This window comes from Streptomyces sp. NPDC040405 (genome assembly GCF_055595765.1).
The window spans coordinates 26,059-52,068 of the sequence record NZ_JBVIVI010000009.1 but is presented as its reverse complement, the minus strand read 5'-3'; the positions used below and the strand labels follow the sequence as shown (position 1 = coordinate 52,068).

At 70.3% G+C, this 26,010-nt stretch carries 24 protein-coding genes; 15 read left to right on the top strand and 9 right to left on the bottom strand.

Annotated elements, in window-relative coordinates; all coding sequences use genetic code 11:
* The first annotated feature begins 2 nt into the window (after window positions 1-2).
* The 7 genes from ACZ59A_RS31620 (at window position 3) to ACZ59A_RS31590 (ending at window position 3,498) form a co-directional block, all read left to right on the top strand.
* Window positions 3-254, top strand: a complete 252-nt coding sequence (locus ACZ59A_RS31620) for a gas vesicle protein GvpG (protein ID WP_468044311.1) — start codon at window positions 3-5, stop codon at window positions 252-254.
* Between the two features lie 3 nt (window positions 255-257).
* Window positions 258-629, top strand: a complete 372-nt coding sequence (gene gvpO / locus ACZ59A_RS31615; RefSeq protein ID WP_470965737.1) for a gas vesicle protein GvpO — start codon at window positions 258-260, stop codon at window positions 627-629.
* Window positions 626-1,012 (top strand): gas vesicle protein, encoded by a 387-nt coding sequence (locus ACZ59A_RS31610; RefSeq protein ID WP_470965735.1) that lies wholly within the window; start codon window positions 626-628, stop codon window positions 1,010-1,012. Before gvpO ends, ACZ59A_RS31610 begins: the two co-directional genes overlap by 4 nt.
* A complete protein-coding gene (locus tag ACZ59A_RS31605; RefSeq protein ID WP_470965732.1) occupies window positions 1,009-1,818 on the top strand; it encodes a GvpL/GvpF family gas vesicle protein in 810 nt (269 codons plus the stop codon). Before ACZ59A_RS31610 ends, ACZ59A_RS31605 begins: the two co-directional genes overlap by 4 nt.
* Window positions 1,812-2,027, top strand: coding sequence for a gas vesicle protein (locus tag ACZ59A_RS31600; RefSeq protein WP_470965729.1), 216 nt, complete (start codon window positions 1,812-1,814; stop codon window positions 2,025-2,027). The genes ACZ59A_RS31605 and ACZ59A_RS31600 overlap by 7 nt, the downstream gene beginning before the upstream one ends.
* A 79-nt stretch (window positions 2,028-2,106) precedes the next feature.
* Window positions 2,107-2,370: a gas vesicle protein K gene (locus ACZ59A_RS31595; protein ID WP_470966515.1), complete on the top strand. Its 264-nt coding sequence runs from the start codon at window positions 2,107-2,109 to the stop codon at window positions 2,368-2,370.
* A 36-nt stretch (window positions 2,371-2,406) separates the two neighbouring features.
* Window positions 2,407-3,498 (top strand): DUF5937 family protein, encoded by a 1,092-nt coding sequence (locus ACZ59A_RS31590; RefSeq protein WP_470965726.1) that lies wholly within the window; start codon window positions 2,407-2,409, stop codon window positions 3,496-3,498.
* A 37-nt stretch (window positions 3,499-3,535) separates the two neighbouring features.
* Here ACZ59A_RS31590 and ACZ59A_RS31585 read toward each other — a convergent pair whose 3' ends face one another.
* The 6 genes from ACZ59A_RS31585 to ACZ59A_RS31560 form a co-directional block, all read right to left on the bottom strand.
* Entirely contained in the window at window positions 3,536-5,401 is a 1,866-nt protein-coding gene (locus ACZ59A_RS31585; RefSeq protein ID WP_470965723.1) for a CocE/NonD family hydrolase, read from the bottom strand.
* Window positions 5,402-5,412: 11 nt separating this feature from the next.
* Entirely contained in the window at window positions 5,413-6,360 is a 948-nt protein-coding gene (locus ACZ59A_RS31580; RefSeq protein WP_470965719.1) for a transporter substrate-binding domain-containing protein, read from the bottom strand.
* 71 nt (window positions 6,361-6,431) lie between these two features.
* Window positions 6,432-7,685, bottom strand: coding sequence for a dipeptidase (locus ACZ59A_RS31575; protein WP_470965716.1), 1,254 nt, complete (start codon window positions 7,683-7,685; stop codon window positions 6,432-6,434).
* Window positions 7,682-8,470, bottom strand: a complete 789-nt coding sequence (locus ACZ59A_RS31570) for an amino acid ABC transporter ATP-binding protein (protein ID WP_470965713.1) — start codon at window positions 8,468-8,470, stop codon at window positions 7,682-7,684. Before ACZ59A_RS31570 ends, ACZ59A_RS31575 begins: the two co-directional genes overlap by 4 nt.
* Window positions 8,467-9,375 carry an amino acid ABC transporter permease gene (locus tag ACZ59A_RS31565; protein WP_470965710.1) on the bottom strand — a complete coding sequence of 303 codons (909 nt, stop codon included), beginning with the start codon at window positions 9,373-9,375 and terminating at the stop codon, window positions 8,467-8,469. The genes ACZ59A_RS31570 and ACZ59A_RS31565 overlap by 4 nt, the downstream gene beginning before the upstream one ends.
* A 93-nt stretch (window positions 9,376-9,468) precedes the next feature.
* Complete coding sequence (locus tag ACZ59A_RS31560) at window positions 9,469-11,058, bottom strand: fatty acyl-CoA synthetase (RefSeq protein ID WP_470965707.1); 1,590 nt, start codon at window positions 11,056-11,058, stop codon at window positions 9,469-9,471.
* 227 nt (window positions 11,059-11,285) lie between these two features.
* Here ACZ59A_RS31560 and ACZ59A_RS31555 point away from each other — a divergent pair, with 227 nt between their 5' ends.
* On the top strand, window positions 11,286-11,753 hold the full coding sequence (locus tag ACZ59A_RS31555; RefSeq protein WP_470965704.1) for a hypothetical protein: 468 nt from the start codon (window positions 11,286-11,288) through the stop codon (window positions 11,751-11,753).
* Window positions 11,754-11,803: 50 nt separating this feature from the next.
* Complete coding sequence (locus tag ACZ59A_RS31550) at window positions 11,804-12,277, top strand: hypothetical protein (protein ID WP_470965701.1); 474 nt, start codon at window positions 11,804-11,806, stop codon at window positions 12,275-12,277.
* A 68-nt stretch (window positions 12,278-12,345) separates the two neighbouring features.
* Here the strand turns inward: ACZ59A_RS31550 and ACZ59A_RS31545 are convergent, their stop codons facing one another.
* Entirely contained in the window at window positions 12,346-14,955 is a 2,610-nt protein-coding gene (locus tag ACZ59A_RS31545; RefSeq protein ID WP_470965698.1) for a PA14 domain-containing protein, read from the bottom strand.
* Window positions 14,956-15,133: 178 nt separating this feature from the next.
* Between ACZ59A_RS31545 and ACZ59A_RS31540 the strand changes: the two genes are divergently transcribed.
* Together ACZ59A_RS31540 and ACZ59A_RS31535 are read left to right on the top strand one after the other, a co-directional pair.
* Window positions 15,134-15,877: an SDR family NAD(P)-dependent oxidoreductase gene (locus ACZ59A_RS31540; protein ID WP_470965695.1), complete on the top strand. Its 744-nt coding sequence runs from the start codon at window positions 15,134-15,136 to the stop codon at window positions 15,875-15,877.
* 247 nt (window positions 15,878-16,124) lie between these two features.
* The gene (locus ACZ59A_RS31535) at window positions 16,125-16,580 is read left to right on the top strand and encodes a lamin tail domain-containing protein (protein WP_470965692.1); all 456 of its coding nucleotides are present in this window, start codon (window positions 16,125-16,127) and stop codon (window positions 16,578-16,580) included.
* A gap of 24 nt (window positions 16,581-16,604) precedes the next feature.
* Here the strand turns inward: ACZ59A_RS31535 and ACZ59A_RS31530 are convergent, their stop codons facing one another.
* The gene (locus tag ACZ59A_RS31530) at window positions 16,605-17,870 is read right to left on the bottom strand and encodes an SLC13 family permease (protein ID WP_470965689.1); all 1,266 of its coding nucleotides are present in this window, start codon (window positions 17,868-17,870) and stop codon (window positions 16,605-16,607) included.
* 185 nt (window positions 17,871-18,055) lie between these two features.
* Here ACZ59A_RS31530 and ACZ59A_RS31525 point away from each other — a divergent pair, with 185 nt between their 5' ends.
* Both ACZ59A_RS31525 and ACZ59A_RS31520 read left to right on the top strand, forming a co-directional pair.
* Complete coding sequence (locus ACZ59A_RS31525) at window positions 18,056-18,766, top strand: FadR/GntR family transcriptional regulator (RefSeq protein WP_470965686.1); 711 nt, start codon at window positions 18,056-18,058, stop codon at window positions 18,764-18,766.
* 181 nt (window positions 18,767-18,947) lie between these two features.
* The gene (locus ACZ59A_RS31520) at window positions 18,948-19,904 is read left to right on the top strand and encodes an FG-GAP repeat domain-containing protein (protein WP_470965682.1); all 957 of its coding nucleotides are present in this window, start codon (window positions 18,948-18,950) and stop codon (window positions 19,902-19,904) included.
* 44 nt (window positions 19,905-19,948) lie between these two features.
* Here the strand turns inward: ACZ59A_RS31520 and ACZ59A_RS31515 are convergent, their stop codons facing one another.
* Window positions 19,949-20,971, bottom strand: coding sequence for a multicopper oxidase domain-containing protein (locus ACZ59A_RS31515; protein ID WP_470965679.1), 1,023 nt, complete (start codon window positions 20,969-20,971; stop codon window positions 19,949-19,951).
* Window positions 20,972-21,288: 317 nt separating this feature from the next.
* Between ACZ59A_RS31515 and ACZ59A_RS31510 the strand changes: the two genes are divergently transcribed.
* Both ACZ59A_RS31510 and ACZ59A_RS31505 read left to right on the top strand, forming a co-directional pair.
* Complete coding sequence (locus ACZ59A_RS31510) at window positions 21,289-23,679, top strand: ThuA domain-containing protein (protein WP_470966512.1); 2,391 nt, start codon at window positions 21,289-21,291, stop codon at window positions 23,677-23,679.
* A 65-nt stretch (window positions 23,680-23,744) separates the two neighbouring features.
* The gene (locus ACZ59A_RS31505) at window positions 23,745-25,904 is read left to right on the top strand and encodes an OmpL47-type beta-barrel domain-containing protein (protein ID WP_470966509.1); all 2,160 of its coding nucleotides are present in this window, start codon (window positions 23,745-23,747) and stop codon (window positions 25,902-25,904) included.
* Window positions 25,905-26,010: the final 106 nt, after the last annotated feature.

The window sequence follows — 26,010 nt, the reverse complement described above, 5'->3', positions numbered from 1 at the left end:
CCATGGGACTGTTCAGCGGACTGGTCACCTGGCCGCTGGCCCCGGTGCGCGGCGTCGCCTGGATCGCCGAGCGGCTCCACGACGAGGCCCACCGGCAGCTGTACGACCCCGGGGTGATCCAGCAGCGGCTGGAAGAGGTCGCGGAGCAGCGGGAATCCGGGGAGCTGACCGAGGAGGAGGCGGCCCGGCAGGAGGATGAACTGGTCCGTCGGCTGATGGCCGGTGGCCCGCCCGGCGGGGGCCTGGAGGTGTGAGCCGTGGTCCGCGAGGAACGGGACGGACGCGACCACGGCGAGGAGCGGCCCCGGCGCGCCCGGCGCCCCTCCGGCGACGCCCGTCGCCGGCCCCCGGCCGATACGCGGCATCCCGCGACCACGGCCCGGTCGGCCGCCCGGAGCGCCGCCCGCGAGCTGCGCGATCTGACCGGACACGACCCGGAGAGCATCACCTCGGTGGAGCGCCACGAGGACGGCTGGCTCATCGGCGTCGAAGTGCTGGAGACCCACCGGATCCCGGACTCCACCGACATCCTCGCCGAGTACCGGGTCGAGGTCGACGGCGAGGGCGGACTCGTCTCGTACCGCCGCGCCCGGCGCTACTACCGCGGCAGGTCCGAGGAGCAGGCATGAGCCAGGGCGCCGAGTGGAACGTGCCGAGCCGGCGCATGGGCGGCCCGCCGGAACCGGCCCGCCGGGAGTCGGCGAGCCTGGCCGACATCCTGGAGCGGGTGCTCGACAAGGGCATCGTCATCGCCGGGGACATCCAGATCAACCTGCTCGACATCGAGCTGCTGACCATCAAGATCCGGCTGCTGATCGCCTCCGTGGACCGGGCCAAGGAGATGGGCATCGACTGGTGGGAGCACGACCCCACGCTCTCCTCCGGCGCCCGCGACGTCCTGGACGAGAACGAGCGGCTGCGGCGCCGCGTCGGCGAGCTGGAGTCCGGCCGCGACGACCTGGAGCGCGCGCCGGATCGCAACCGCGACCGGGGACGGGAGGACGGACCGTGACCGAGGAGGCCCTTGCCACCTGGCTGTACGCGGTGACCGCGGCCCGCGAGGAGCGCGGCGCCCCGCCCGGGCTCACCGGCGTGGCGGACGAACCGGTGCGGCTGGTCGAGAACGCCGGACTGGCCGCCGTGGTGGGCTCCGTACCGCTGGACGACTTCGGCGAGGAGCCGCTGCGCGCCCATCTGGAGGATCTGCCCTGGCTGGAGCGGGCGGCCAGGGCCCACCACCGGGTCATCGGCCGGGCGGCCGGATACGGCCAGGTCATTCCGCTGCGGTTCGCCACGATCTACCACGACGACGGCCGGGTCCGCACGATGCTCCAGGAGCGGCGGGACGACTTCACGGCCACGCTGGCGCGGGTGGCCGGACGGACCGAGTGGGGCGTCAAGGCGTATGTCGACCCGCGCGCCTTCCTGCCCGACCCGGGCGACGAGGAGGCCACCGGCGGCGACAGCCCCGGCACCTCCTATCTGCTGCGCCGCCGCGCCCAGCGGGACGACAAGGAAACGGCCCATCTGCGGGCCACCGAGCGGGCGGAGGAGATCCACACCGCCCTCGCCGCGCTGGCCGTGGCGTCCGCCACCCATCCGCCGCAGGACGCCCGGCTGGCCGCGTACGAGGGCTGGATGGTGCTGAACAACTCGTATCTGGTGCCGGACGACCGGACGGAGGAGTTCACCGCCGCGGTGACCGGGCTGGGGGAGCGGTACCCGGGCGTCGACCTGGAGCTGAGCGGGCCGTGGCCGCCGTACTCGTTCACCGCGCCGCCCGAGCGCGTGCCGCCCGACGACAGGGAGGCATGGTGACCCACGCGATCGAGCGCCGCGAGGTGGCCCTGGTCGATCTGCTCGACCGGGTGCTGGCCGGGGGCGTCGTGATCGCCGGGGAGATTACCCTGAGCATCGCCGACATCGATCTGGTGCGCATCTCCCTTCGCGCGCTGATCGCTTCCGTACGGATAGAAGACCTGGAAGACGCAGATGAGCATCGAGCGCCGCCCGGACCGTCCCCCTGACGACCGTCGCCCGGACACCCGCCACCCCGACACCCGCAGCCCCGACACCCGCAGCCCCGACGCCCACCGCCCCCGTCGGCTGGAGGTGGACGAGGAGTCGGTGCGCAAGAGCCTGGCCGGTCTGGTGCTGACCATCGTGGAGCTGCTGCGCCAGCTCATGGAGCGGCAGGCGCTGCGCCGCGTCGATCAGGGCGGCGTCAGCGACGAGCAGATCGAGAAGCTCGGGCTCACGCTGATGGCGCTGGAGAAGAACATGGAGGAGCTGCGGGAACACTTCGGGCTCACCGAGGACGACCTGAACCTCGACCTCGGTCCGCTCGGCCCCCTGCTGCCCCGCGACTGATCCCCCGCCCGGCCGCCGCGGCGGTACGCTGCGCGGGTGGGGATCACGTTCAACCTCCGGTCAGCACGGGCGGCCGACGTCCACGTGGGGCGCTCGCCGCTCGCGGAGCTGATGTCGGTGCTGCACATCCTGTCCGAGCCGGACCACCACCCCGAGGCGCAGCGCTGGACGCGCCGCCTCGGGACGACCTTCGATGTGTCGCTCACCCAGGAGATGAGCGCCCTGTCCCCGCTGTGGGCCCGGCTGCGCTGCCGGCTGCTGTTCCCGCTCGCGCTGCCGCTGGACCAGTCCTTCGGGGACGAGCTGCGGCTGCTGGAGAAGCTGCCGCTGGAGGAGTTCACGGAGCTGTGCGCGCAGGGGGTGCTGGGCTTCCGGGAGCGGGTGCCCGACGCGCACCGCCTGCTGAACGACCCGCAGGCCGCCTGCGGCTTCATCACCCAGTGCGAGCGGCGCTCGTTCCGGCGCGGCGAGCTGGCGCATGAGCTGATGGCCTCGCCCGAGGGGACGCGGAACCGGCTGATCGACTTCCTGGAGCGCTGCGGCGCCGCGTTCTTCGAGGCCGAGTGGCGCGCGGTGTACGACCGGCTGGAGGCGGCCGTGGTGCGGTTCCGCACCGATATCCGCCGAAGCGGCCTGGCCGAGGTGCTGGCCGGGCTCAGCCCCACCGCGGTCGTCTCCCAGGGCGGTACGCGGGTGCGCTACGACAAGCTGGCCGTCGCCGAGATCGAGATCGGGCCGCGCCCGCTCTTCCTGGTTCCCTCGGTCCATGTCTGGCCGCATCTGACCGTCAAGGACGAGGAGTCCCATCCGGTCGTGCTGCAGTTCGCCGCGCTGGAAGGGCAGGCCGACGGGCAGCTGACCCAGGCGGAGCTGCGGGCCCGGATGTCCGCGCTGGCCTCACTCGGCCGGATGGAGCTGTGCCGCCATCTGCTGGGCGAGCCGATCACCACCTCCGAGCTGGCCCAGCGCATGGGCCTGGACGATACGCAGGTCTCGCGCACCCTGCGGCAGCTGCGGGACGCCGGGCTCGTGGAGTCCGAGCGCGAGGGCAAGTACGTCTACCACCGGCTGGCCACCAGCACCCTGCTCCGGCTGGGTCAGGACGTGCTGGCCACCATCATGCGCTGACGCCGGTCACCCGCGGCGCCGGTCACCCGCGACGCCGTCACTCGGGCCGCGTCCACAGCAGCACCGCCGAGGGGTGCCGCGCGTCCATGTGCACCCGGTTGGTGGCGACCGCCTTCCGCCGGGTGACGGCCTCGGGCGCGCCGGTATTGGAGTTGACGTCGAAGCGCGGGAAGTTGCTCGACGAGATGTCCACCCGCAGCCGGTGTCCGGCACCGAAGAGGTTGGCGGTGTCCGGCGCCGGGATCTCGATCTCGTACACCTCGCCCGCCACCAGCGGCTCGGGCCGCTCGAACGAGGCGTGGAAGCGGCACCGGAAGATGCCCTCGGTGAGGTTCATGGCGAACCCGTGCGGATAGTCCTCGTTCGGCGGGTGCACATCGATCAGCTTCACCGTGAAGTCGGTGTCCGGCGCGGTCGAGGAGATGAACAGCCGGGCGGTGACGGGACCCGCCACCACCAGCGGCTCGTCCAGGGGCGGGGTGACCAGCGAGATCACATCCGGCCGCGAGTTCAGCGGCAGATACGGCTCGCGCGCCCCGTAGAAGCGCTCGTCCGGCACCTGGTCGAAGGCGCCCCCGACCATCACCGGCTCGCCCGAGGTCACCTGTCCGCCCAGGGTCGGCACCGGGTCGCCCGGATCGAAGTCGTACTCGACCCACGCGTCCGTCTCCGCCGGTCTCTCCCGGCTCAGCTCACCCGAGGTGTGGCAGTAGAACGCGGTCTCCCGGGTCCCGGACGGCGGCCACCGGGAGTCGGTGTGCCACCGGCCGCCGTGCCGCATCCGCCCGGCCGCGTCGCGGCGGCCGTCGCCCCCGCCCATCAGGAAGTACCGCACCCGCGGGATCGCCCCGAGGCCGCCGCCGCGCAGCACCGCGTCGAACCAGTGCTGCCGGAAGGTCAGATACGAGGTGTCCACGTTGTCGCTGAACGTGGCGGCGGGCCCGAAGTCCACGTCACCGGCGAAGGTGACACAGCGCGCGCCGTGCGTCCACGGCCCCATCACCAGATACGCCGGGGACGTCTTGAGCCGCCCCATGGCCGTGAAGTTCTCGATGGTGGAGCGCACATACGGGTCGTACCAGCTCGCCATGTGCAGCGTCGGCACGTCCGGGAAGCGGTCGTAGTTCCCCCGCCCGTAGATCGCGGGCTGCCGCCAGTACTCGCCGAACGCGTCGTGCCGCCACTGGTCCAGCAGATACCGCTCGTACTGGCCGACGTGCGCCAGCGGGGAGACCCCGGTGCGCCACGGCAGCACGGTGAACCAGTCCCGCAGGTCGGTTCCGGCGAACGCCTTGCGCACCAGCGGGTCCCGCTCCGCCTCCGGGCTCTCCTCGCCGTGCCGGAACGCCCAGGTGACCTGCTTGAGTTCGAAGGCGCCGCCCATCCGCATGCCCGCCTCGTACGCGCTCGCGAAGCCGCCGGAGTCCATGAACATCGCGGCCAGCGGGGCGGGGGACTCGGCCGCGGCCGCCGTCTGGGCGTGTGCCGAGTAGGACACGCCCATCATCGCGACCCGCCCGTCGCACCAGGGCTGGGCGGCGATCCAGTCGAGGGTGTCCGCGCCGTCCGGCCCCTCGCCCAGGTACTTCACGAAGGTGCCCTCGGAGTCGCCCCGGCCGCGGCAGTCCTGCCGCACCACGTGGTATCCGGCCCGGACGAAGAACGCGGACGTCTCCTCGGGGGCCGGCACCGGCTCGTCGTGGCGGCAGCGGTCCGACTCGCGGATGTCGCGGCGGCCGTACGGGGTGCGCTCCAGGATGACCGGCCGCGGGCCGGGCCGCTCCTCGGGCGCGTACAGATCCGCCGCGAGGACCACTCCGTCCCGTACGGGCACGCGCAGCAGGTGTCGCCAGAGTCCTCCGCCGAGGTGTTCGGCGGCCTCGGTCCGCCCGGTCGGTGCCATGGGGGAGACGCTCACTTGGTCTGGGACTGCTTCGAGCCGTTGAAGAGCATCTGCGACCGGGTGATCGTGGACAGCGGCATCTGCCAGCCGCCGAACAGCTTCGCGTAGGTGCCCGACTCCTGCATCTCCCGCAGCCCCTTGACGATCACGGGGGCGAGACCGGTGCCCTTCTTGGCCTGGATGCCGTAGATCGCCGTAGCCGCGGGAAGGGTGAGCATGTCGTCCAGCTCCAGCGTCTCGAACTTGTCGTCCGAGCTCTCGCTGACGTTGGTGTTGGAGGCGCTGGGCGCGACCACCGCGTCGATCCGCTTGCTCTGCAGGGCCAGGCTCGCGGCGGCCAGATCCGCGTACGCCTGCGGCTTCACCGCCGACTTGCCCTGCTTAGCGCACCGCTTGCTGAGCCCCTCGAGGACGTTCTCGGTGCCCGCGCCCTTCTCGACGCCGACCTTGTGCCCGCAGACGCCGATGCCGGACTCCGGGCGGAACCCGCTTTCCTTGTTCACCATCACGGTGATCTGGCTCTGCGCGAAGTCGGCGAAGTCGACCTCCTTCTGGCGCTCGACGAAGTCACCGGAGGGCGCGCTGAGGTCGATCCGGCCGGACTTCAGCCCCGGGATCACCGCGTCGAACGGCGTCCGCACCACCTTGATCTTGATGTCGAGCTGGGAGGCGAGCTGTTTGGCCAGATCCGGGACCAGACCGGTGATCTTCCCGTCGGAGCCGATGGTCACATACGGGGCGTACTCGCTGACGCCCATGACCAGGGTCTTCTTCTTGTACTCCGCGGGCACCTGGGCCGCCAGCGCATCGTCCTTCGGCTCCAGATTGAGGGTCGGCGTGGGCATGGCCTCCTTGCCGTTGCCCTTGTCGTCCGGAGTGTCGTCGACGGAACAGGCGGTGAGGGTGATCGCGAGGGAGACGAACAGGGCGCACGCGGCGGCGCGGGGTCGGGGGGCCATGACTGTGCTCCGTTTCGGGAGATCCGGCTGATCCGGATGAAGGGAACGTGGGGGTGATGGATCGGGGAGGGTCAGCGGCCCCAGACGGTCTCGGCGACCCGCCGCACATTGCCCCCCGCGAGCTTCGCCACGTCCTCCTCGGAGTAGCCGTGGTCGAACAGCCAGCGGATCATGTTGCCGACGGCCTCCGCGGGGTTCTCACAGCCGTGGACGAAAGCGACCGGCTCGTGCGGCGGCGGCTGCGAACTCTGGCCGTCGACCGCGTCGTCCTTGCCGAACAGCGGGGCGAACGTGTGGTGCCAGGCGGTGTGGTCGCCGAAGTTGGTGTCGGGGCCGAAGGCGACATGGTCGATGCCGACCAGGTCCAGACAGCGCTCCACGTGTTCCATCACCGACTCCAGGCTGTGCCGGGGGTGCCGGGCGGTGATGGTGGTGTGCGGCGCGGCCTCGACGCCGATGAATCCGCCGGAGCCCGCGCACGCCCGGATCACATCGTCGGGCTTCATCCGCGGGGTCGGCCACAGCGCCCGCGACCCGGCGTGGGTGATCACCACGGGGTCGGTGGAGCGGCGCACCGCGTCCAGCGCCGTCGCGTCCCCGGAGTGCGAGACGTCGACGATGATGCCGAGGTCGTTCATCCGCCGCAGCGCGCGGCGGCCGAGCACCGTCAGCCCGGTGTCGCCGGTGTCCGCGAGCCCCGAGCCGAGCTGGTTGCTCTCGCTGTACACCAGGCCGAGCAGCCGCACGCCCAGCCCGTAGAGCAGATCGAGCCGGTCGACGTCGTTGCCGATGGGGGACGCGGACTCCAGGGTCAGTACGACGCCCACCTGGTTCCCGGCCCGCGCCCGCTCCGCGTCCTCCAGGGTGCGGACCGGGGCCACCAGGCGCTGATGGGCGAAGTCGGCCTGACGCATGGCCAGATCGCTCACCGCGTCGTCCCAGTCCCAGGGCGTGTGCGAGCGGATCATGCTGACGGCGGCCGGGCCGCCGTCGAAGAACAGATCCACGCCCGAGTGGGCGATGCCCTCGTACGGAATCGCCTCCCGGCCCTGGCGGCGGAAGGCGGCGAAGTCGCCGGGGTCCGCGGGCCGCAGCGACAGATGGTCGTGCGCGGAGATCACCAGATGGCGTTCCTCGAAGTCCCGCGCCCGGGCCTCGACGTCCTCGCTCCACACGGGCGCCGAATCGGGCACCCGGCCCACCGCGGGCACCAGCTCGAAGTCCTGGAAGTCCGCGCCCGGTTCCAGGTAGTGGTACGAGCGGTAGTCGTCCCACAGCTCCAGCCGGGCGCGGGTCTTGGCGGGCAGAGGACGTCCGGTGTTCATGCGCTGACCTTCGACAGGAACGTACGGGTGCGGTCGTGGGAGGGGGAGTCGAACAGCCGGTCCGGCGGGCCCTCCTCGACGATCCGCCCGTCGTCCATGAACACGACCCGGTCGGCGACCTCGGCGGCGAAGCGCATCTCATGCGTGACGACCACCATCGTCATGCCCTCCTGGGCCAGGTCCCGGATGACGTTCAGCACCTCGTGCACCATCTCGGGGTCCAGCGCCGAGGTCGGCTCGTCGAACAGCATCACCTTCGGCCGCATCGCCAGCGCCCGGGCGATGGCCACGCGCTGCTGCTGGCCGCCGGAGAGCTGCTCGGGGTAACTGTCCAGCTTGTGGGCGAGCCCGACCCGGCGCATCAGCTCCTCGGCCCGGGCGTCGGCCTTCGTCTTCGAAAGACCGAGGACCCGGCGCGGCGCCTCCACGATGTTCTCGCGGGCGGTGAGGTGCGGGAACAGGTTGAAGCTCTGGAAGACCATGCCCATGACCGAGCGCTGCGCGGCGAGCTCCCGGGGGCCCAGCTCGTGCAGGGAGGTGCCGCGCAGCCGGTAGCCGATGACGTGGTCGTCGACCACGACCAGGCCGTCGTCCGGGACCTCCAGATGGTTGACGCAGCGCAGCAGCGTGCTCTTGCCCGAACCGGACGGGCCGATGACACAGACCGTCTCACCCCGGTGGATATCCAGGGAAATGCCGCGCAGCACCTCCGTGGAACGGAACGACTTGACGATCCCGCGCAGGGAGACGATGGGCTGCGCTCCCCTTTCCGATGCCACGGTCATACCGAGTGCTCGATCCTCTTCACTTTGGTGACCTTATCGGCCGGTATCAGCGTGTGTCGCCCCAGACGTCGCTCCAGGCGCTGCTGCGCAAGGGTGATGACGCCAGTGATGATCATGTACCAGATCGCGGCCACGATCAACAGGGGGACGGTCTGGAAGTTCTTTGAATAAATGAGCTGCACCGAGTAGAGCAGATCGGCCAGAGAGATCACGCTGACCAGAGATGTGGCCTTGAGGAGAGATATCAGCTCATTTCCCATCGGCGGCACGATCACGCGCAGCGCCTGAGGGAGGGTGATACGGAAGAAGATCTGAGTCGGCGTCAAACCGAGCGCGGCGGCTGCTTGCCGCTGACCCTCCGGTACGGACAGCAGACCGGAACGGATCAGCTCCGCCACGTACGCCGTTTCATGCAAGGTCAGGCCGATGACCGCGGCGGTAAGCGGACCCAGCAGGGAATTCGAATCGAAGGTGACGAAACTGGGGCCCCAGGGAATTCCGAGGGACAGGGTGGGAAACAGTGCCGCCAGGTTGTACCAGAAAAGCAGCTGCACCAGCATGGGAATCGAACGGAACACCCAGATAAACCCTCCCGCGGCCGCCGACATCAGCCGCGAGGAACCCATCCGCATGAGCGCTACAACGGTGCCCAGCACGAGGGCGAATGCCATGGTCGCGGCGGTCATGCCGAGACTGACCCCGATACCCTTCATGATGCGGATCTCGAAGAAGTATTTCCCGACGGTGTGCCACTCGAAGCGGGGGTTGGTGAATACCGTGGTCACCGCCATCGCGGCGAACACCAGCACCACGCCATTGGCCACCAGCACCCCAGGACGCCGTCGCTTCACCCGTTTGAGCCGGGATGGCTCGGGTAGGGCATCAAGATTCAGGACTTTGCTCATGGAGGGCCCTCGGGCGGTTCGTCGTCTCGGCAGGGGAATACCGCATCCTAAATCCGTGTTCCGGGGCCCTCTCGAACAGTTGACACAGAACCGTCAACCGTCCGCGCCGAGGTGTCCGTAGGTGTCGCGCAGCTCCCTTTTGAGGATCTTGCCGCTGGGGTTCTTCGGCAGGGACGCCGCGAGCACCACGTACTTGGGCACCTTGAACCCGGCCAGCCGCTCCCCGCAGTGCGCCATCACCTCCTCCGCCGTCAGCCGCTCTCCCGGCCTGGCCACCACCACCGCCGCCACGGCCTCGATCCAGTACGGATGGGGCACACCGAACACCGCGGCCTCCGCCACCGCGGGATGGGTGTGCAGGACCTCCTCCACCTCGCGCCCCGACACGTTCTCCGCGCCGCTGTTGACCATGTCCTTCTTGCGGTCGACGACCGTCAGATAGCCCTCCTCGTCCATGACCCCGAGATCGCCGCTGTGGAACCAGCCGCCGCGGAACACCTCCGCGGTGCGCTCGGGGTCCCGCCAGTAGCCGAGCATGGTGTGCGGGCCGCGGTGCACGATCTCCCCGACCGTGCCCGGCGGTACGGGACGGTCGTCCTCGTCCACCACGAGCGTCTCGACGTTGAGCGCGGCCCGCCCCGCCGACCCGGCCTTGTGCTCCTGGTCGGCCGGGCCCAGAACGGTCGCGATCGGCGACATCTCGGTCTGCCCGTAGAGGTTGTACAGCGCGAGCCCCGGCAGCCGTCGGCGCAGCTCGGCCAGCACGGCGACCGGCATGGCCGCGGCGCCGTAATACCCCTTCCGCAGCGACGACAGATCGCGCGTCGCGAAGTCCGGATGCCGCAGCAGCGCGATCCACACGGTGGGCGGCGCGAACAGCTTGGTCGCCCCCTCCGCCTCGATCGCCGCCAGCAGCGCTGCCGGGTCCGGGCCGGGCAGGATGATCGAGGTGGCCCCCAGATAGACGTCCGGGGTGAGGAAGACGTGCAGCTGGCCGCAGTGGTACAGCGGCAGCGCGTGGACCTCGATGTCGTCGGCCGCCATCCCGCCGTCCACGATCGTCGTCAGATACTGCGAGATCAGACAGCGGCTCGTCATGATCGCGCCCTTGGGCCGCGACTCCGTCCCCGAGGTGTACATGAGCTGCACCGGATCGTCGTCCCCCAGCGCGGGGTCGGGCACCGGACGGCCGTGCTCCTCGCCCAGCGCGGCGAAGTCCTCCCAGCCCTCCCGTCCCTCCCCGCCGATGGCCGCGCGCAGCACGACGCGGGCCGGGGCGGCCTCGGCCAGCGCCGCGTCGGCCGCCTCCAGCAGCTCGCCGCCCGCGATGACACCGACCGCGCCCGAGTGGGCGAGGAGGTACGCGACCTCCGGGGGCCTCAGCATGAAGTTGACCGGCACCGACACCGCGCCCAGCCGGGCCAGCGCGAAGTACGCCACCACATAGCCGTGCGAGTTGCGCGCGTACAGCACCACCCGGTCGCCCTTGCCGACACCGCGCGCCGCCAGCGCCCCCGCCGTCCGGCTCACCAGCGCGTCCAGCTCCGCGTACGTCTGGCGCAGCGCGCCGTACACCACGGCCGTCTTGCCGGGCAGCCGGGCGGCGCTGCGCGCCAGCAGATCGGCGATGCCGTGACGCCGGGCGCGCAGGATGTCCACGGGCAGCGGGGAGGATGCGGTCACCAGGAGTCTCCCGAATGGTCGGACGGGCCGGATGGTTCGTCACGCTGACACGGCGCGAGGCGCCCTTCAAGACCGCGAACGAACCCGGGCGTGGCCCGGACGACGGAGCCGACCGGGTGGCACACCGGGCCGCTCATGCGGGCCGCCTTGCCCAGAAGTGATCGTCCACGTGGAATGCCGGTCAGGGCTCCGGGAGGTCCGGGGCATCCCGCGAGCCTGGGGGTTCCATGACCGGTTCAGCCGTCCGCGGCGTCGTCACCACCACTGCTCTGACCGCCGCCTGCGTGCTGCTCCCCACCTCCCTCGCCCTCGCCGACGCGGGCGACAAGGACATCGAGAGGATCACCGTGACCGGCGTGCCGGTGGCGGACAACCGGCCCGTCGAGGCGGGCGACAGCCGGACGACCTATATGAAGCTCTACACCCCCCGGCGGAAGCACGCCGGTGACGGCAGCTCCCAGTGCACCGCCGTCGAGGTCACCGCCCGCGAGCGGGTCGTGCAGTGCACCCGGGTGCTGCGCCTGAAGAAGGGCTCGCTGGTCCTCGGCGACCTGATCACCCACCGGGGCCGCGCGACGGTCACCGCCAGGACCGCCATCCTCGGCGGCACCGGCCACTACGACGACGCCGAGGGCCAGGGCACCGTCACCGTGCGGGGGGACCGGATCCGCTTCTCCCTCGCCGTTGACGACTGACGCCCCGCTTCCCCCCGCCCGTTGGTCCCACCCCGAGCCTTGGAGGTTCCATGTTCCCGTCAGCCGCCCGTGGCATCGTCACCACCGCCGCCCTCGCCGCCGCCCTGACCCTGCTCCCGCCGCCCGCCGCGGGGGCCGCCGCGGGCGGGGGTGCCGAGAAGGTGGCGCTGCTCGGCGTCACCGTGGCCACCACCCAGCCGGACCGGGTCGAGCCCGGCGACAGCTGGAAGACCCGGCTGAAGCTGTACACCGAGAAGACCAAGAAGTACGCCGGTAGCGGCAGTTCGCGGTGCGACACCGTCAGAGTCACCGCCCGCAAGCTGGTCGTCCAGTGCACCCGGGTGCTGCGCCTGAAGAAGGGGTCGCTGGTGCTCAGCGACCAGGTCACCCACAAGGGCCAGGCGACGGTCACCGCCAAGACGGCGATCGTCGGCGGCACCGGCCGCTACCACTCCGCCTACGGCCAGGGCACCCTCACCCTCGCGGGCCCGCTCCTCCACTTCAAGCTCAGGGTCGACGAGTGACCACCCCGGCCTGACGCCCGGGCGGGGCGGCGCACAAGCGGCGACGCCCCGCCCGGAACACCGTCCGGCTAGCCGGTGCACTCCATCGACGCCGGGTCCTCCGCCGCGCGGATCAGGGACCGGTGCGCCTCGCGCAACCGTTCCACATCGGGTTTGACCTCTCTGCGGTCATAGGTGATGAGCCCGTTCAGCTCGCCCTCCACATCCGTGATCTGGGTGTAGACCGCGCCGCTGTTCCCATGGCAGGCGACCTGCTGCCGCACCTTGTCCAGCAGCTTCAGGTATTCGGCCGTGTACTGCTCCTGGTCCACGCCCACATAGGTGTGCTGCACCGGCCAGGCGTGCCCCGGTACGGCCAGACCCAGACCGCCGTACTCGCCGATGACGCCCGCCCGCTCGGCGTCGGGGCGGGGTTCGCCGGGGCCCGGGTAGGCGTGGATGTCGGCGAGGTCGCCGTTGCCCGTGTCGTTCCAGCCGCTGGCGCCGTCGATGAGCCGGGTCGGGTCCCAGCTCTTGGCGAGCGCGGGCACCTTCGGGCCGCCGTACTGGCCCCAGCTCTCGTTGAAGGTGACCCAGATGCCGATCGACGGACTGCTGACGTGCTGGTCGATCATGGCCTTCATCTCGCGCTCGTACTGTGCCTGCGCCCGCTCCGAGGGCGCGATCGTGTTCATGGCGGGCATGTCCTGCCACACCATCAGGCCGAGCCGGTCGGCCCAGTAGTACCAGCGGTCGGGTTCGACCTTGATGTGCTTGCGCACGGAGTTGAACCCCATCCGCTTGTGCATCTTCAGGTCGTACGCCAGGGCCTGGTCCGTCGGCGCGGTGTGCAGACCGTCCGGCCAGAAGCCCTGGTCGAGGGTGGCCATGGAGAAGAACGGCTTCCCGTTGAGCACCATGCGCTTCTTGCCGTCGACCTCCTCGACCGCGATGCTGCGCATGCCGAAGTAGCTCTCGGTCCGGTCGGCCTTCGCGCCCCGCCCGACGGTCACCTTCAGCCGGTACAGATACGGGTCGTCGGGCGACCACAGCCGGGGCGAGAGCACCGGCACGGTCAGCGCCGAGCCGGTGCGCCCGGTCGCGCTGCCGACCGCGCGCTTCCCCTCGTACGCGGTCGCGGTGACCGGCACGCCGTCCCGCACCCCGCGGACCTCCGCGGTGAGCGCCTTGCCCGGCACATCGGGGGTCAGCTTGAGGCTGTCGGCGTGGTCGGCGGCCACCGGCTCCATCCAGACCGTCTGCCAGATGCCGGAGGAGGGGGTGTAGAAGATGCCGCTGGGGTCCAGCCGCTGCTTGCCCATCGGCGGGTTCTCGCCGTCCTTGGCGTCCGTCGGGTCGTACACGCCGACCAGCAGCTCCTGGGTGCGGCCGGGGCGCAGGGCGTCGGTGACGTCGGTGCTGAACCGGTCGTAGCCGCCGCGGTGTTCGGCGACCCGGGTGCCGTTGACGTAGACCTGGGCCTGCCAGTCCACGGCGTCGAAGTTCAGCTTCAGCCGCTGCCCGTCGCCGACCTTCCAGCCCTCGGGGACGGTGAAGGTGCGCCGGTACCACATGCGGTCCTCGTGGCGCTCCAGCCCGGACAGCTTGGACTCCACCGGGTACGGCACCAGGACGCGTTCCCGCAGCCGCTGCCCGAACGGGGGCGCCTGGCCCTCCTTCGCGGCGGCGAACTGCCAGCTGCCATTGAGGTTCTTCCACCGGTCGCGGGTCAGCTGCGGGCGCGGATATTCGGGGTGGGCGTTGTCCGGGCCGACGTCCTTGGCCCATGGGGTGCTGAGCTGGTACGTCGAGGTGTTGCCGCCGAAGGCGAGGAACTGCCCGACGTCGCCCTTGTCGTTCTTCAGGCCCCCTTCGCCGTCGTAGCGCACGATCGCCTCGCCGCCGCGACCCACCACCGGTTCCTTGAGCGCGAGCAGCAGCCGCGAGGGGTCGGCCGGGTCCAGCCGGGCCCGGCCCAGCGGCCAGGCCGCGCCGCCGATGACGGCGGTGAGGTGGCCGGTCAGCCCGGCCGGGGGAGCGTCGAGGGGACGGGTGAAGTCCATCAGCAGCGTCCGGCCGTCCGGCTGGACGGCGCTGTTCACCGGGCCCTCGTAGCCGAAGTCCGGGGGCAGCCGGAACGCCGACCCCGGCACCGGCTCCTTCGTCCCGCCGGGCGGGGTCCACGCGAGGTGGAAGTTGGAGCCGCCGTAGTGCTCGAAGTACTCGACCTTGATGTCGTACGCCCGGCCCGCGGTCAGCTCTACGGGTGCGGAGACCTGTTCCTTGTCCCAGTCGTCGACCCAGTGGTCGATGACGGGCCGGCCGTCGATCCACAGCCGGAAGCCGTTGTCTCCGGTGATCGAGAAGGTGTGCGCCCCGGAGCGCTCGGGGACGAGCCGCCCGGTCCACCGGACGCTGACGTCGTCGGCCCGCCCGGTGGCGGTCTGCAGCCGCGGCTCCAGGTTGTCGAAGTCGAGGGACTTGTCGAGGGTGGTCGCCTTCAGTTCGTGGAAGTCGAAGGCTCCCGGGGCGGACTGGAGGTAGTAGTCGCCGCGCAGGCCGTTGACGACGGGATCGGGGTCGCGGTCGTCCGATGCGGCGGCCGCGGCGGGGCCGGGGGCGGTCAGCAGACCGAGTACGCCGAGCGCCATGACGAGGGCCGCGACAACGGGTCTGGTGAGGGCCGAACGTAAACGCACATGTCCTCCTTGCCGGAACAGCTGTTGGAACAAGCTGGGGCGCCGATCATTCGGCCATTGGCGACAGAACCTGTCAATACTGAACGCAAGCCAACACCCTTGACGAGAAAGCGCTTTCTGCTTAGCGTCGATTCACGCATATGATCGAGATTCAACGATTTGCACGATGGAGGCCGTAATGGGGCGACGGATCGTGGTGTCGGGCGGCGGTACGGGCATCGGGTTGGCGACCGCGGAGTCCTTCGCCGCGGACGGCGACCGCGTCGTCATCGTCGGCCGCCGCACCGAAGTGCTGCGCGCGGCCGCCGACAAGCTGAACGCCGCCCACGGGGACGGCCTGGTCAGCTGGACCGGTGCCGACCTCAGCGACCCCGGGCAGGCCCGGCGCGCCGCCGGGGAAATCGCCGCCGACGGCCCCGTCGACGTGATCGTCACCAACGCCGGAGGCAATGTCGCCCCCGGCAACGACGGCACCCTCGAAGGCATCGCCGACCAGTATCAGCGCAACTTCGCGGCCAATGTGCTCACCGCCGTCCTGTTGACCGAAGCCCTCATTCCGCATATCGCCCGCCCCGGTGGCCGGATCGTGCACCTTTCGTCGGTGGCGGCGCTGCGCGGCCCCGGTTCGTACGGCGGCACCAAGGCCGCCCTGCACACCTACACCTTCGATCTGGCCAAGCGGCTGGGCGCGGAGGGCGTCACCGCCAACGCGGTGGCCCCCGGCTATGTCGAGGACACCGAGTTCTTCGGCGAGCGCGGCACTCCCGAGTTCATCGCGCAGCAGATCGGGCAGACGCTCACCGGGCAGCCGGGCGTGCCCGCCGAAATAGCCGCCGCCATCCGCTATCTGGCCTCCCCGGAGGCCGCGTATGTCACCGGGCAGGTCCTGCACATCAACGGCGGGGCGCAGTACGGCCGCTGACGCGCCCCCGCCCCAACTCCCCGTTTACGCCGAACGGGAGCGCCGCAAGGGCCGGACGGCCCCTGATCAGGGGCCGCGCAGCCCTGCCGCCACCGCGCCCCACGGTCCACTCTGGTTGCCCACACAGGTGGGGGAAGACGGACGGACGGCCGCACCGAGGGAGTCACCTCGTGACTCCCAAACCATCTCGGGCGCGGCCGTCCGTCCGTCTGTGTGCGCACCACCGCGACACCAGGGGAGAGACGTCATGTTCGTCAAGACCGCCAGGGCAGGCGCGGCAATCGCCGCGGGCTGTGCCATCGCGCTGCTGTATCCCGCGGCGCCGGCCGGGGCCGCGGGCTCCGTCCATCTGCACAAGATCTATTACGACTCTCCCGGTACGGACACCCGGAGCAACGGCAGTCTCAACGCCGAGTACGTGCAGATCAAGAACTCCACCTCGCGCGGGGTGAGCCTCAAGGGCTGGGTGGTGGTCGACGCGAGCCGCCACGCGTACACCTTCCCGTCGTACACCCTCGGCGCGGGCAAGACGGTGACGGTGCGGACCGGCACCGGCTCGGACACCTCCGCCACCAAGTACCAGGACCGCCGCGCCTACGTCTGGAACAACACCAGCGACAAGGCCACGCTCCGCAAGAGCGGCGGCACCACGGTCGACACCTGCTCGTACAACAGCAGCCGGGCCGACTACAAGATGTGCTGACCCCGGTCGTCCCGGGCCGGGCGCTCAGCCCAGGCCCGGGACCACCATCGTCAGCCAGACGGCGGCGGGGACGGCGACCACCATGATGCCGCCGTAGATCATCAGTTGCCGGAAGAACCGGTCCCGGTCGACATCGGGCGCGGCCGCCAGCACCAGCGCGCCGTTCGTCGAGAAGGGGCTGACGTCCACGACCGTGGCCGACACCGAGAGCGCCGCGATCATGCCCACCGCGCCGATGTGCCCCTGGGAGAGAAAGGGGACGGCGAGCGGGATGAGCGCGCCCATGATGCCCACGGAGGAGGCGAAGGCGGAGATGATCGCCCCGATGTAGCACAGCAGCAGCGCCGCGAGCAGCGGGATGCCGATGTCGGTGACCGCGTTGCCCGCGTAGGAGATGGTGCCCATCTCGTCCAGCACCCCGACATAGGTGAGCACACCGCAGATCAGCAGCACGGTGGGCCAGGTGACCTCGTTGACCGCCCGCTTGCCGTGGTCCGGCCAGAAGACGCTGAGCGCGACCGCGAGGGTGATCGCGGTGAGCCCGGCGTCCAGATCGAAGGCGAGGACGGCGACCACCAGCGCCACCAGCGCGACCAGGGTCGCGATCCGGGCCGGGGTGAGCCGGGTGTCCGCGTCCGCCGCCTTTTCCTCGTTCTCCGTCGCGGCCGCGGCCGCGTCGTCGGTACGGGGCAGCTTCAGCCCGCCGCAGACGACGAACACGACGGCCGCGATGAGCAGGTTGACCACGAGGCTGGCCAGGAACAGGGTGACCTCGTTGCCCGGCAGCTTCTCCCGCTCCACGATGCCGTTGACGATCGAGCCGTAGATGCTGATGGGGGAGAAGCCGCCGCCCTGGGCGCCGTGCACCACCATGGCCCCCATCAGCAGCGGGCTGATCTTGTAGCGCGCCGCGAAGCTCAGCGCGAGGGGCGCCACGATCGCGACCGCCGCCGGGCTCACCGCGCCGATCGCGGTCAGCACGCCGGAGATCGCGAACATCACCCAGGGGATCAGCACGACCCGCCCGCGCACCAGCCGGATCGAGGCGTGCACCAGCCAGTCGGTGGTCCCGTTGGCCCGCGCCAGCGCGAACAGATACGTCACGCCCACCAGCACCACGAACAGATCGCCCGGGAAGCCGGCGAAGATCTTGTCCGCGTCGAATCCGGCGACCAGCTCCCCCACGCCGAACGCGGCGGCGAAGGAGAGCGCGCCCATGTTGATCGATCTGGTGGTGGCGATCACGAAGACCACCACCAGCACGAGTATCGAGATCAGTTCGTCGGACATCGAGCGCGCTCCCGTCACAAGTGGCCCAGCCGCGACACACGTTGCGCGCGGGACGGTTCAACAGTCAATACATGCGTGGCATATTGGCTGAGCCAATCGACCACTCCTCCGTTCGCCCGGTGCTACGCTGCGAATCGGAGCCGTCACCAACCGCAGCAGCCAGCCGCAGCAGGGGGAGAGCTCGTATGGCCGACGACGCACTGCGCCCGATGAGCCGTCAGCGCCTGTACGAGCAGGTGCTGGAGCGGCTGCGCGCCTATGTCGAGGAGGGCGGGCTGCGCGCGGGCGACCGGCTGCCCACCGAGCGCGAACTCGCCGATCGGCTCGGCATCAGCCGCGCCTCCGTCAAGCAGGCCATCGTCGTCCTCGAAGTCCAGGGCCTGGTCGAGGTGCGCCAGGGCGGCGGCATGCGGCTGCTCCGCGACAGCCTCGACACCGAGCCCGTGGAGCGCCTGGTGGAGCGCAGGCGGCGGCTGCCCGATGTGCTCGACGCCCGCGAGGCGCTGGAGGCCAAGCTCGCCGAACTCGCCGCGGAGCGCCGCACCGACGACGACCTCGCCGCGCTGGAGCAGGCGCTCAACTGGATGGAGGACGAGATCGCGACGGGCCGCCACGGCGTCGAGGGCGACCGCCGCTTCCACGCCGCGGTCACCGCCGCCGCCCACAGCCCGCTGCTGGCCGAGTTCATGCGCTCCATCGCCGAGCAGATCGGCGAGAGCCGGGAGGAGTCGCTGCGTCAGCCGGGCCGCCCCAAGCGGTCGTTCGCCCAGCACCGCAAGATCCTCGACGCCATCGCCGAGGGCCGCTCCAAGGCCGCGGCCGCGGCGATGCGCCGCCATGTCCGTACCGTCGCCCAGGTGCGCCTGCTCAACTGGGACCCGGACGAATCCACCTGACGCGGCCCGTCTTCACGCGGTGCCCGCAGGGCCTCCCCGACCGGAATCGGACGCTCAGCCGTGTTTTTTGGCCTATGGCGCCCCACGCGACGCGCAGGGCACTCCCATCTTCTCCACTCGCCCATAGCATCACCCCGGCTCTCGGGAGCTCCCCGAGGGCACGAGGCAGGGAGACGTTTCTATGCGCGTCAAGAGAGCCATCGGTGCCGTCGCCCCCGCACTACTGGGCATGGTCCTCGCCTTCCCCGGAAGCGCGTCGGCCGCCGACTCGGGCGTACGCGCCAATCCGTTCGGCGGGTTCCTCCTCCAGACCGGCACGGCCCTCCACGAGACCGACAACACGTTCGCGAGCCTGGTCGCCGACTGGGACCGGGACGGCCGTCCGGACCTCATCGAGGTCAAGAAGAGCAATACGGGTACGAACTCGACCGAGGTGCACATTCTGTCGGGTGCGAGTAATTTCCAGCGGTTCGTGCTCCAGACCGGTACGGCGTTGCATGAGACCGATGGGACGTTTGATTTCGCGGTGACGGACTGGGACCGGGACGGCCGTCCGGATCTGGTCGCCATCAAGAAGAGCAACACCGGCAGCAACTCGACCGAGGTGCACATCCTCTCGGGTGCGAGTAATTTCCAGCGCTTTGTGCTCCAGACCGGTACGGGGCTGCATGAGACCGATGGGACGTTTGATTTCGCGGTGACGGACTGGGACCGGGACGGCCGCCCGGATCTGGCCGCCATCAAGAAGAGCAACACCGGCAGCAACTCCACCGAGGTGCACATCCTCTCGGGCGCGAGCGGCTTCCAGCGCTTTGTGCTCCAGACCGGTACGGCGCTCCACGAGACCGACGGCACCTTCGACTTCGGCGTGGCGGACTGGGACAAGGACGGCCGCCAGGACCTCGTGGCCCTCAAGAAGAGCAACACGGGCACGAACTCGACCGAGGTGCACGTGCTGTCCGCCGCGAGCAACTTCCAGCGGTTCGCGCTCCAGACGGGTACGGCGCTCCACGAGACCGACGCCACCTTCGACTTCGGGATGGCGGACTGGAACGGCGACGGCACGTCCGACCTGGTCGCGGTGAAGAAGAGCAACACCGGCAGCAACTCCACCGAGGTGCACATCCTCGGCGGCTGACGCACCGACGCGTGAGCTACGCCCCGTGAGCTACGGCCCGTGAGCTACGACTTGTGCCCCGCGCTCAGGTGGTGCGGGTCGTAGCCCGGGATCGTGCCGTCGGCCTTGGCGACGAGGAAGAGTCCCGCCATTCCCATGTCGGAGTGGCTCTGGACATGGCAGTGGTACATCCACGCGCCCGCGCCGGTGTTCTCCCCGGCGATCACCTGGAAGCCGAACGAGTCGGCCGGGCCGGTGATCTTGTTGTCGATGACCCGGCTCGGGTCGTCCGGCCCCTCCAGGAGGCCCGTGCGGTTGTCCGCCCAGCGATGTCCGTGCATATGGAACGTGTGGTAGTACTCGCCGTGCGTGATCATGATGATCTCGACACGTTCGCCCACCGTGGCCCGGAACTCGGGTGCGTCATGGCCCGACTTGTTGTTGATCGTCATGTCGTTGAAGACGATGGTGAACTGCTTCTGCGGCAGGATGTCCCCCGCGCGGCGCACCACCACCGGCCCGTACAGCCCCTTGCGGAGGCCACCGGTGCCGTGCGGGGTGCCGACCGCGTGGTCGTGGTAGTGCCAGTAGCCCGCGCTGCCCGGCCGCCAGGTGCCGTCCGCGCGGGTGCCTGGGACATGGGTGCGCCAGGTGTACGTACGCGTCCCGCCCGGCTCCACGGCGCTGCGGTTCAGCTGGGTGCCGTCGCTGGCGGTGTCGTAGTCGAGGCCGTGCACATGGAGGCTGGCGGTGACGTCCATGGTGTTCTCGAACTCGATGTGCAGGGTGTCGCCCTCGGTCAGCTCGATCAGCGGGCCGGGGATGGACGCCTTGCCCTTTTCCAGGCCGTAGCCCATCTGCCCGTCCGGCAGCTTCTCCGCGTACATCTTGATGCGGCGGACCACGCCACCGGCCGCCGCCGTGGCCACCCGGCGCTTGGGGCCTTCCCCCGAGGCGCCTTCCGCGGAGGCGGCGGCAGCGGGGGAGGCGAGGGGCAGCGGGCCGCCGATCGCCGCGGCGGCCGCGCCACCGGCGAGCAGCCGACGGCTGAAGCCGCGTCTGGGCATGGTGCCGGGTGCGTCGCTCATCGCTCTCCCAACTCGGTGCGGCAGTTCAGGTAGTTGCCGATGCGCACGTGCCCCGGGGATGGCATCACGGTAGCGGGAGGACGCTCGTTCATCCACACTCAGGACAAAGTTCGTCGAGTTGCGGTCATAGCTATTGGCGGAGTGCGAAAAGGCGTCTAGCTTCCTTCGCGGTGTATCCGGTACCGGAGAGGGATGGGTTACTCATGCGGGATGAACCGTACCAAAAGCCCTCGGAAAGGCGTCGGCTGACGAAGCGTCGGCCGCGGAGGAGACGCGCGGCGTTGGCGGCACTGCTGTTCGGGGCCGTCACCGCGACCATGCTCGGCGGCACCCCTGCCGCCGCCCGCCCCGAGGAGCGCCCGCGGCTGGCGCTGCCGTCCCCGCCGGGCGGCGACGACGTCAAGGTGCTGGTGTTCCACGGCGCGGCCGGGGACGAGGCGCCGACCGTGGACGCCGGTATCGAGGCCATCGAACGCATCGGCAACCAGGGCCCGGCGGCCACCCGCTTCACGGTCGACGCCACCGCCGATGCCTCCGTCTTCACGGCGCCGAAGCTCGGCACGTACAACGCGGTCGTGTTCCTGACCGGCGCGGGTGATGTGCTCGACCCCGAGCAGGAAGCCGGGCTCGAAACGTACATGGAGGCGGGCGGCGGCTTCCTCGGCATCCATGACGCGGCCCGCAACGAGCCGTACTCGGACTGGTTCACCGGTCTGATCGGCGCCCGCCCCGCGGCCACCAGCCCCGACACCGCCCAGCGGGCCGTCGTCGAGGTCGGCGACCGCACCCACCCGGCCACCAAGGACCTGCCGCTGGAGTGGAAGCGCCCCGACACCTGGCCCAACTGGAAGACGAACCCCTCCGGTCAGGTGCACACCGTCGCCCGGGTCCGGGAGAGCAGCTACCAGCCGGGCTCCGGCGCCAATGGCTGGGACCACCCCATCTCCTGGTGCCGTGACTACGACGGCGGCCGGTCCTTCTACACCGGTATGGGCGGCACCGCGGCCGGTTTCCGGGAGGCGGACTTCCGTACCCATCTGCGCGGCGCGCTGCTGTGGACCACCCGGCTCGCCCGCGCCGACTGCCAGGCCACCATCACCGCCAACTACAAGGCCGAGCGGGTCACCAAGCCCAACCAGCCCGGCCAGGCGGACCAGATCGGCGAGCCGCACGGCCTGGTCACCGCCCCGGACGGCCGGGTGCTGTACATCGGCCGCGGCGGGAGCGACAACAGCGCGCCCGTCGTCACCGACTGGAACAACCCCGACATCGGCAAGGGTCAGGGCCAGATCCATGTCTACGACCCCAAGACCGGCAAGGTGACGCTCGCCGGCGCGCTCACCGTCTTCGGCAACAAGGGCGGCGGCGATGAGCTGATCAAGAACGAGGAAGGGCTGCTCGGCATCGAGCTGGACCCGGACTTCCTCACCAACGGCTGGGTGTATCTGCACTACACCCCGCACTCCCGGATCAACCGCGACACCCGGATGGCCGAGCGCCGGGTCTCCCGCTTCACCCTGAACCCGCAGACCGACAAGCTCGACATGGGCTCGGAGAAGGTGCTGCTGTCCTGGCCGGTGCAGATCCACAGCTGCTGCCACGCGGGCGGCGGCATGGCCTGGGACTCCAAGCGCAATCTCTACATCGCCACCGGCGACAACAACTCCTCGCAGTTCAGCGACGGTTACTCGGGCAACAACCCGCAGCCGAACTACAAGGGCGTGTCCTTCGCCGACGCCCGCCGCACCGCCGGGAACACCAACAACCTCAACGGCAAGATCCTGCGGATCCACCCCGAGGCCGACGGCACGTACACCCTCCCCGAGGGCAATCTCTTCACCGGCAAGGAGCCCGACGAGGGCGGCGGCAAGACCCGTGGCGAGATCTATGTGATGGGCGTGCGCAACCCAGCCCGGATCTTCGTCGACAAGAAGACCGACATCCTCTACGCGGGCTGGGTCGGCCCCGACGCGGGCGAGCCCAGCACCACCTGGGGTCCGGCCAAGTACGACACGTTCGCCGCCATCACCACGGCGGGCAACCATGGCTGGCCGTTCTGCATGGGCAACAAGCAGCCGTACCGCGACCGCAACCTGCCCGACCCGAGCAAGCCGCTGGGCTGGTACGACTGCGACGCCCCCAAGAACGAGTCGCCCAACAACAACGGCCTGGTGAACCTGCCGCCGGTCACCGGGAACACCATCTGGTACTCGCCGCAGGGCGGCGCCCCCGACTATCCGCGCAACGCCGACGGCATCCCCAGCTACAAGGCGTCCGAGGCGAAGTTCCTGCTGCCGTGGCTCAAGGGCGGCGGCCAGGCCACGATGAACGGCCCGGTCTACCGGTACGACGAGACCAGCAACAGCGCCACCAAGTGGCCCGCGTACTGGGACGGCAAGTGGTTCGTCGGCGACTTCTACGACGCCGACCAGCCGCGCCACGCCGTGGTGACCGACCCCAGGACCGTCGGCAAGGGAGGGCTGCCCGTGCACGCCGAATCCCTCAAGAAGATCATCCCGGTGGGCGCCGACGGCATCCGCAACCTCATGGACTGGAAGTTCGCCCCGGACGGCTCGCTCTACGTGCTCGACTACGGGCGCGGCTTCTTCACCTCCGACGCCAAGTCGGCGCTGTGGCACATCACCTACAAGGGCGGCGAGCCCACCCCGCTCGCCAAGGACGTGGCCAGGAAGGCGGAGCAGCGGTGAGACGACGGCGGCTGAAACCCCCCAGAACCCCGAGACCCCTGACGGCGCTGCTCGCCGCGCTGCTCATGGTCCTCGGACTGAGCACGGGACTGTCCACGGCCACGGCCGCGTCCGGGCAGGACGCTCCCCGGAAGGCCGCACAGCAGACCCTGACCTGGACCGCGGGCGACGACATCACCAAGTACGTCTCCGCGCCCACCACGGCGGTCGCCGGGAAGACCACCATCGTCTTCGAGAACAGCGCCGCCACCGGCAACACCATGGGAATGCCGCACACCCTCACCTTCGACGTGTCGGATCCCGAGTACAACAACGACGTCCCGCTGAACATCCTCGCCAACCCCGGGGACGACAACGGCGGCAAGTACACCACCGAGGTCACCCTCACCCCCGGCCGCTACCGCTTCCACTGCACCATCCCCGGCCACGGCCAGATGCAGGGCATCCTCGTGGTCACCGAGGACGGCGGGGGCCAGGACACCACCGCGCCCGAGACCTCGGCGAAGGTCGAGGGCGAGAAGGACGCGGACGGCGCGTACATCGGCATGGCCACGGTCACGGTGTCCGCCACCGACGCGGGCTCGGGCGTGGACCGGATCGAGTACGCGGTGGGCGACGGGGCGTTCCAGCCGTACACCGCCCCGGTGATGGTCCACGAGGTGGGCACCCACACCCTCCGCTACCGGGCCACCGACAAGGCGGGGAACACCTCCGAGGTGAAGTCGGCGGAGTTCCGCGTGGTGGCACCGCCCACGGACGACAAGACACCGCCCGAGACCTCCGCGACGGTGAGCGGAAAGCAGGGCCCGAACGGTGACTACTACGACACGGCCACCGTCACCGTCACCGCCTCCGACACCGGGTCCGGTGTCAACACCATCGAATACGCCCTGGACGGCGGCGACTTCACGAAGTACACGGCACCGGTGACGGTGAACACTCACGGCTCCCACACGGTGCGCTACCGCGCCACCGACCGGGCGGGGAACACCGCCGAGGCGAAATCGGTGGGCTTCTCCGTGGTCGCGCCGCCGAGCACGGACACCACCCCGCCCGAGACCACCGCGAAGGCGGAGGGCACCAAGAACTCGGACGGCAACTACCTCGGCAGCGCCAAGGTGACCCTCACCGCCACCGACGCCGGGTCCGGCGTGGCGAAGACCGAGTACTCCCTCGACGGCGGCCCGTATCTCGCGTACACCACCCCCGTCGTCGTCGACCGGGTCGGGCGGCACACCCTCGCCCACCGCGCCACCGACAAGGCCGGAAACACCTCGTCGCCGAGGACGCTCGCGTTCACCGTGGACGAGGGCGGCGGCGTGCCCGCCCCCGCGTGCCCCGAGTGGGACGAGCGGCTGACCGTGATCGTCGGTACGGTCGACACCGGCGTCCCCAACCGCATCACCCGCAGCCGCTGCACCATCAACGAGCTGATCGAGGACGAGAAGGACTGGTCCTCACACGCCCTCTTCCTGAAGCACGTCACCTCGGTGACCGGGAAGCTGCTCTCCGACGGCGTCATCGACCAGCGCGAGAGCGACGCCATCAACCAGGCCGCCGACGAGTCCGGGATCGGCAAGCCCGGCCAGAGCGAGGGCTACCGCGACCTCTTCGACGGTACGAAGAAGTCGTTCGACCAGTGGCAGCATGTGGGCGGCGGCGCCTTCGGGCTGAACGGTGACGGCACCATGACCAGCAGCTCCACGGTCGACGGCATGGGCATGCTGTGGTTCCCACGGCGCACCTACGACGACTTCTCGCTGAAGCTGCAGTTCCGTGACGACGCCCCGGGGACGGGCAGCGCCAACAGCGGCGTCTTCGTCCGCTTCCCCGATGTGCACGACCACCCCGAGGAGTCCCGCCCCGAGTGGGTCGCCATCAAGTACGGGCACGAGGTGCAGATCAACGACCGCCCCGACGGCGACATGTACAAGACCGGCTCGATCTACGGCTTCGACCGGGTGGGGCTCGGCGGTGCGGGCGTGGCGCCCAAGGGCAGCTGGAACGACTACGAGGTCCGGGTGGTCGGCCAGCACTACTCGATCTACCGCAACGGTGTGCTGATCAATGAGTTCGAGAACGCCGGGGGCCAGGACTTCACCCCGCCGCGCTCGGACGACCCGGGCACCGACGGCCGCCGGTTCGCCTCCGGGTACATCGGTCTGCAGACCCACAGCACCGGCGATGTGGTCTCGTTCCGCAACATCCGGATCCAGGAGCTGTAGCAGCCTGGAGAGAGGAGAGTGGCCGCCGGAGTACCCCAGTCCCCGGCGGCCACCGTCGCGCCCAGGTTACCGGAGGTAATACTCGACGGTAACCCTCATGCGCAAC

Bases quoted from the DNA above. Each gene is read 5' to 3' on its own strand.
- ACZ59A_RS31510 (WP_470966512.1), top strand. From the start codon at position 21,289: ATGCTCGGCGGCACCCCTGCCGCCGCCCGCCCCGAGGAGCGCCCGCGG.
- ACZ59A_RS31525 (WP_470965686.1), top strand. From the start codon at position 18,056: ATGGCCGACGACGCACTGCGCCCGATGAGCCGTCAGCGCCTGTACGAG.
- ACZ59A_RS31565 (WP_470965710.1), bottom strand. From the start codon at position 9,375: ATGAGCAAAGTCCTGAATCTTGATGCCCTACCCGAGCCATCCCGGCTC.
- ACZ59A_RS31620 (WP_468044311.1), top strand. From the start codon at position 3: ATGGGACTGTTCAGCGGACTGGTCACCTGGCCGCTGGCCCCGGTGCGC.
- ACZ59A_RS31585 (WP_470965723.1), bottom strand. From the start codon at position 5,401: ATGGCACCGACCGGGCGGACCGAGGCCGCCGAACACCTCGGCGGAGGA.
- ACZ59A_RS31520 (WP_470965682.1), top strand. From the start codon at position 18,948: ATGCGCGTCAAGAGAGCCATCGGTGCCGTCGCCCCCGCACTACTGGGC.
- ACZ59A_RS31540 (WP_470965695.1), top strand. From the start codon at position 15,134: ATGGGGCGACGGATCGTGGTGTCGGGCGGCGGTACGGGCATCGGGTTG.
- ACZ59A_RS31580 (WP_470965719.1), bottom strand. From the start codon at position 6,360: ATGGCCCCCCGACCCCGCGCCGCCGCGTGCGCCCTGTTCGTCTCCCTC.
- ACZ59A_RS31610 (WP_470965735.1), top strand. From the start codon at position 626: ATGAGCCAGGGCGCCGAGTGGAACGTGCCGAGCCGGCGCATGGGCGGC.
- ACZ59A_RS31515 (WP_470965679.1), bottom strand. From the start codon at position 20,971: ATGAGCGACGCACCCGGCACCATGCCCAGACGCGGCTTCAGCCGTCGG.
- ACZ59A_RS31570 (WP_470965713.1), bottom strand. From the start codon at position 8,470: ATGACCGTGGCATCGGAAAGGGGAGCGCAGCCCATCGTCTCCCTGCGC.
- ACZ59A_RS31555 (WP_470965704.1), top strand. From the start codon at position 11,286: ATGACCGGTTCAGCCGTCCGCGGCGTCGTCACCACCACTGCTCTGACC.
- ACZ59A_RS31535 (WP_470965692.1), top strand. From the start codon at position 16,125: ATGTTCGTCAAGACCGCCAGGGCAGGCGCGGCAATCGCCGCGGGCTGT.
- ACZ59A_RS31575 (WP_470965716.1), bottom strand. From the start codon at position 7,685: ATGAACACCGGACGTCCTCTGCCCGCCAAGACCCGCGCCCGGCTGGAG.
- ACZ59A_RS31530 (WP_470965689.1), bottom strand. From the start codon at position 17,870: ATGTCCGACGAACTGATCTCGATACTCGTGCTGGTGGTGGTCTTCGTG.
- ACZ59A_RS31550 (WP_470965701.1), top strand. From the start codon at position 11,804: ATGTTCCCGTCAGCCGCCCGTGGCATCGTCACCACCGCCGCCCTCGCC.
- ACZ59A_RS31600 (WP_470965729.1), top strand. From the start codon at position 1,812: ATGGTGACCCACGCGATCGAGCGCCGCGAGGTGGCCCTGGTCGATCTG.
- ACZ59A_RS31505 (WP_470966509.1), top strand. From the start codon at position 23,745: ATGGTCCTCGGACTGAGCACGGGACTGTCCACGGCCACGGCCGCGTCC.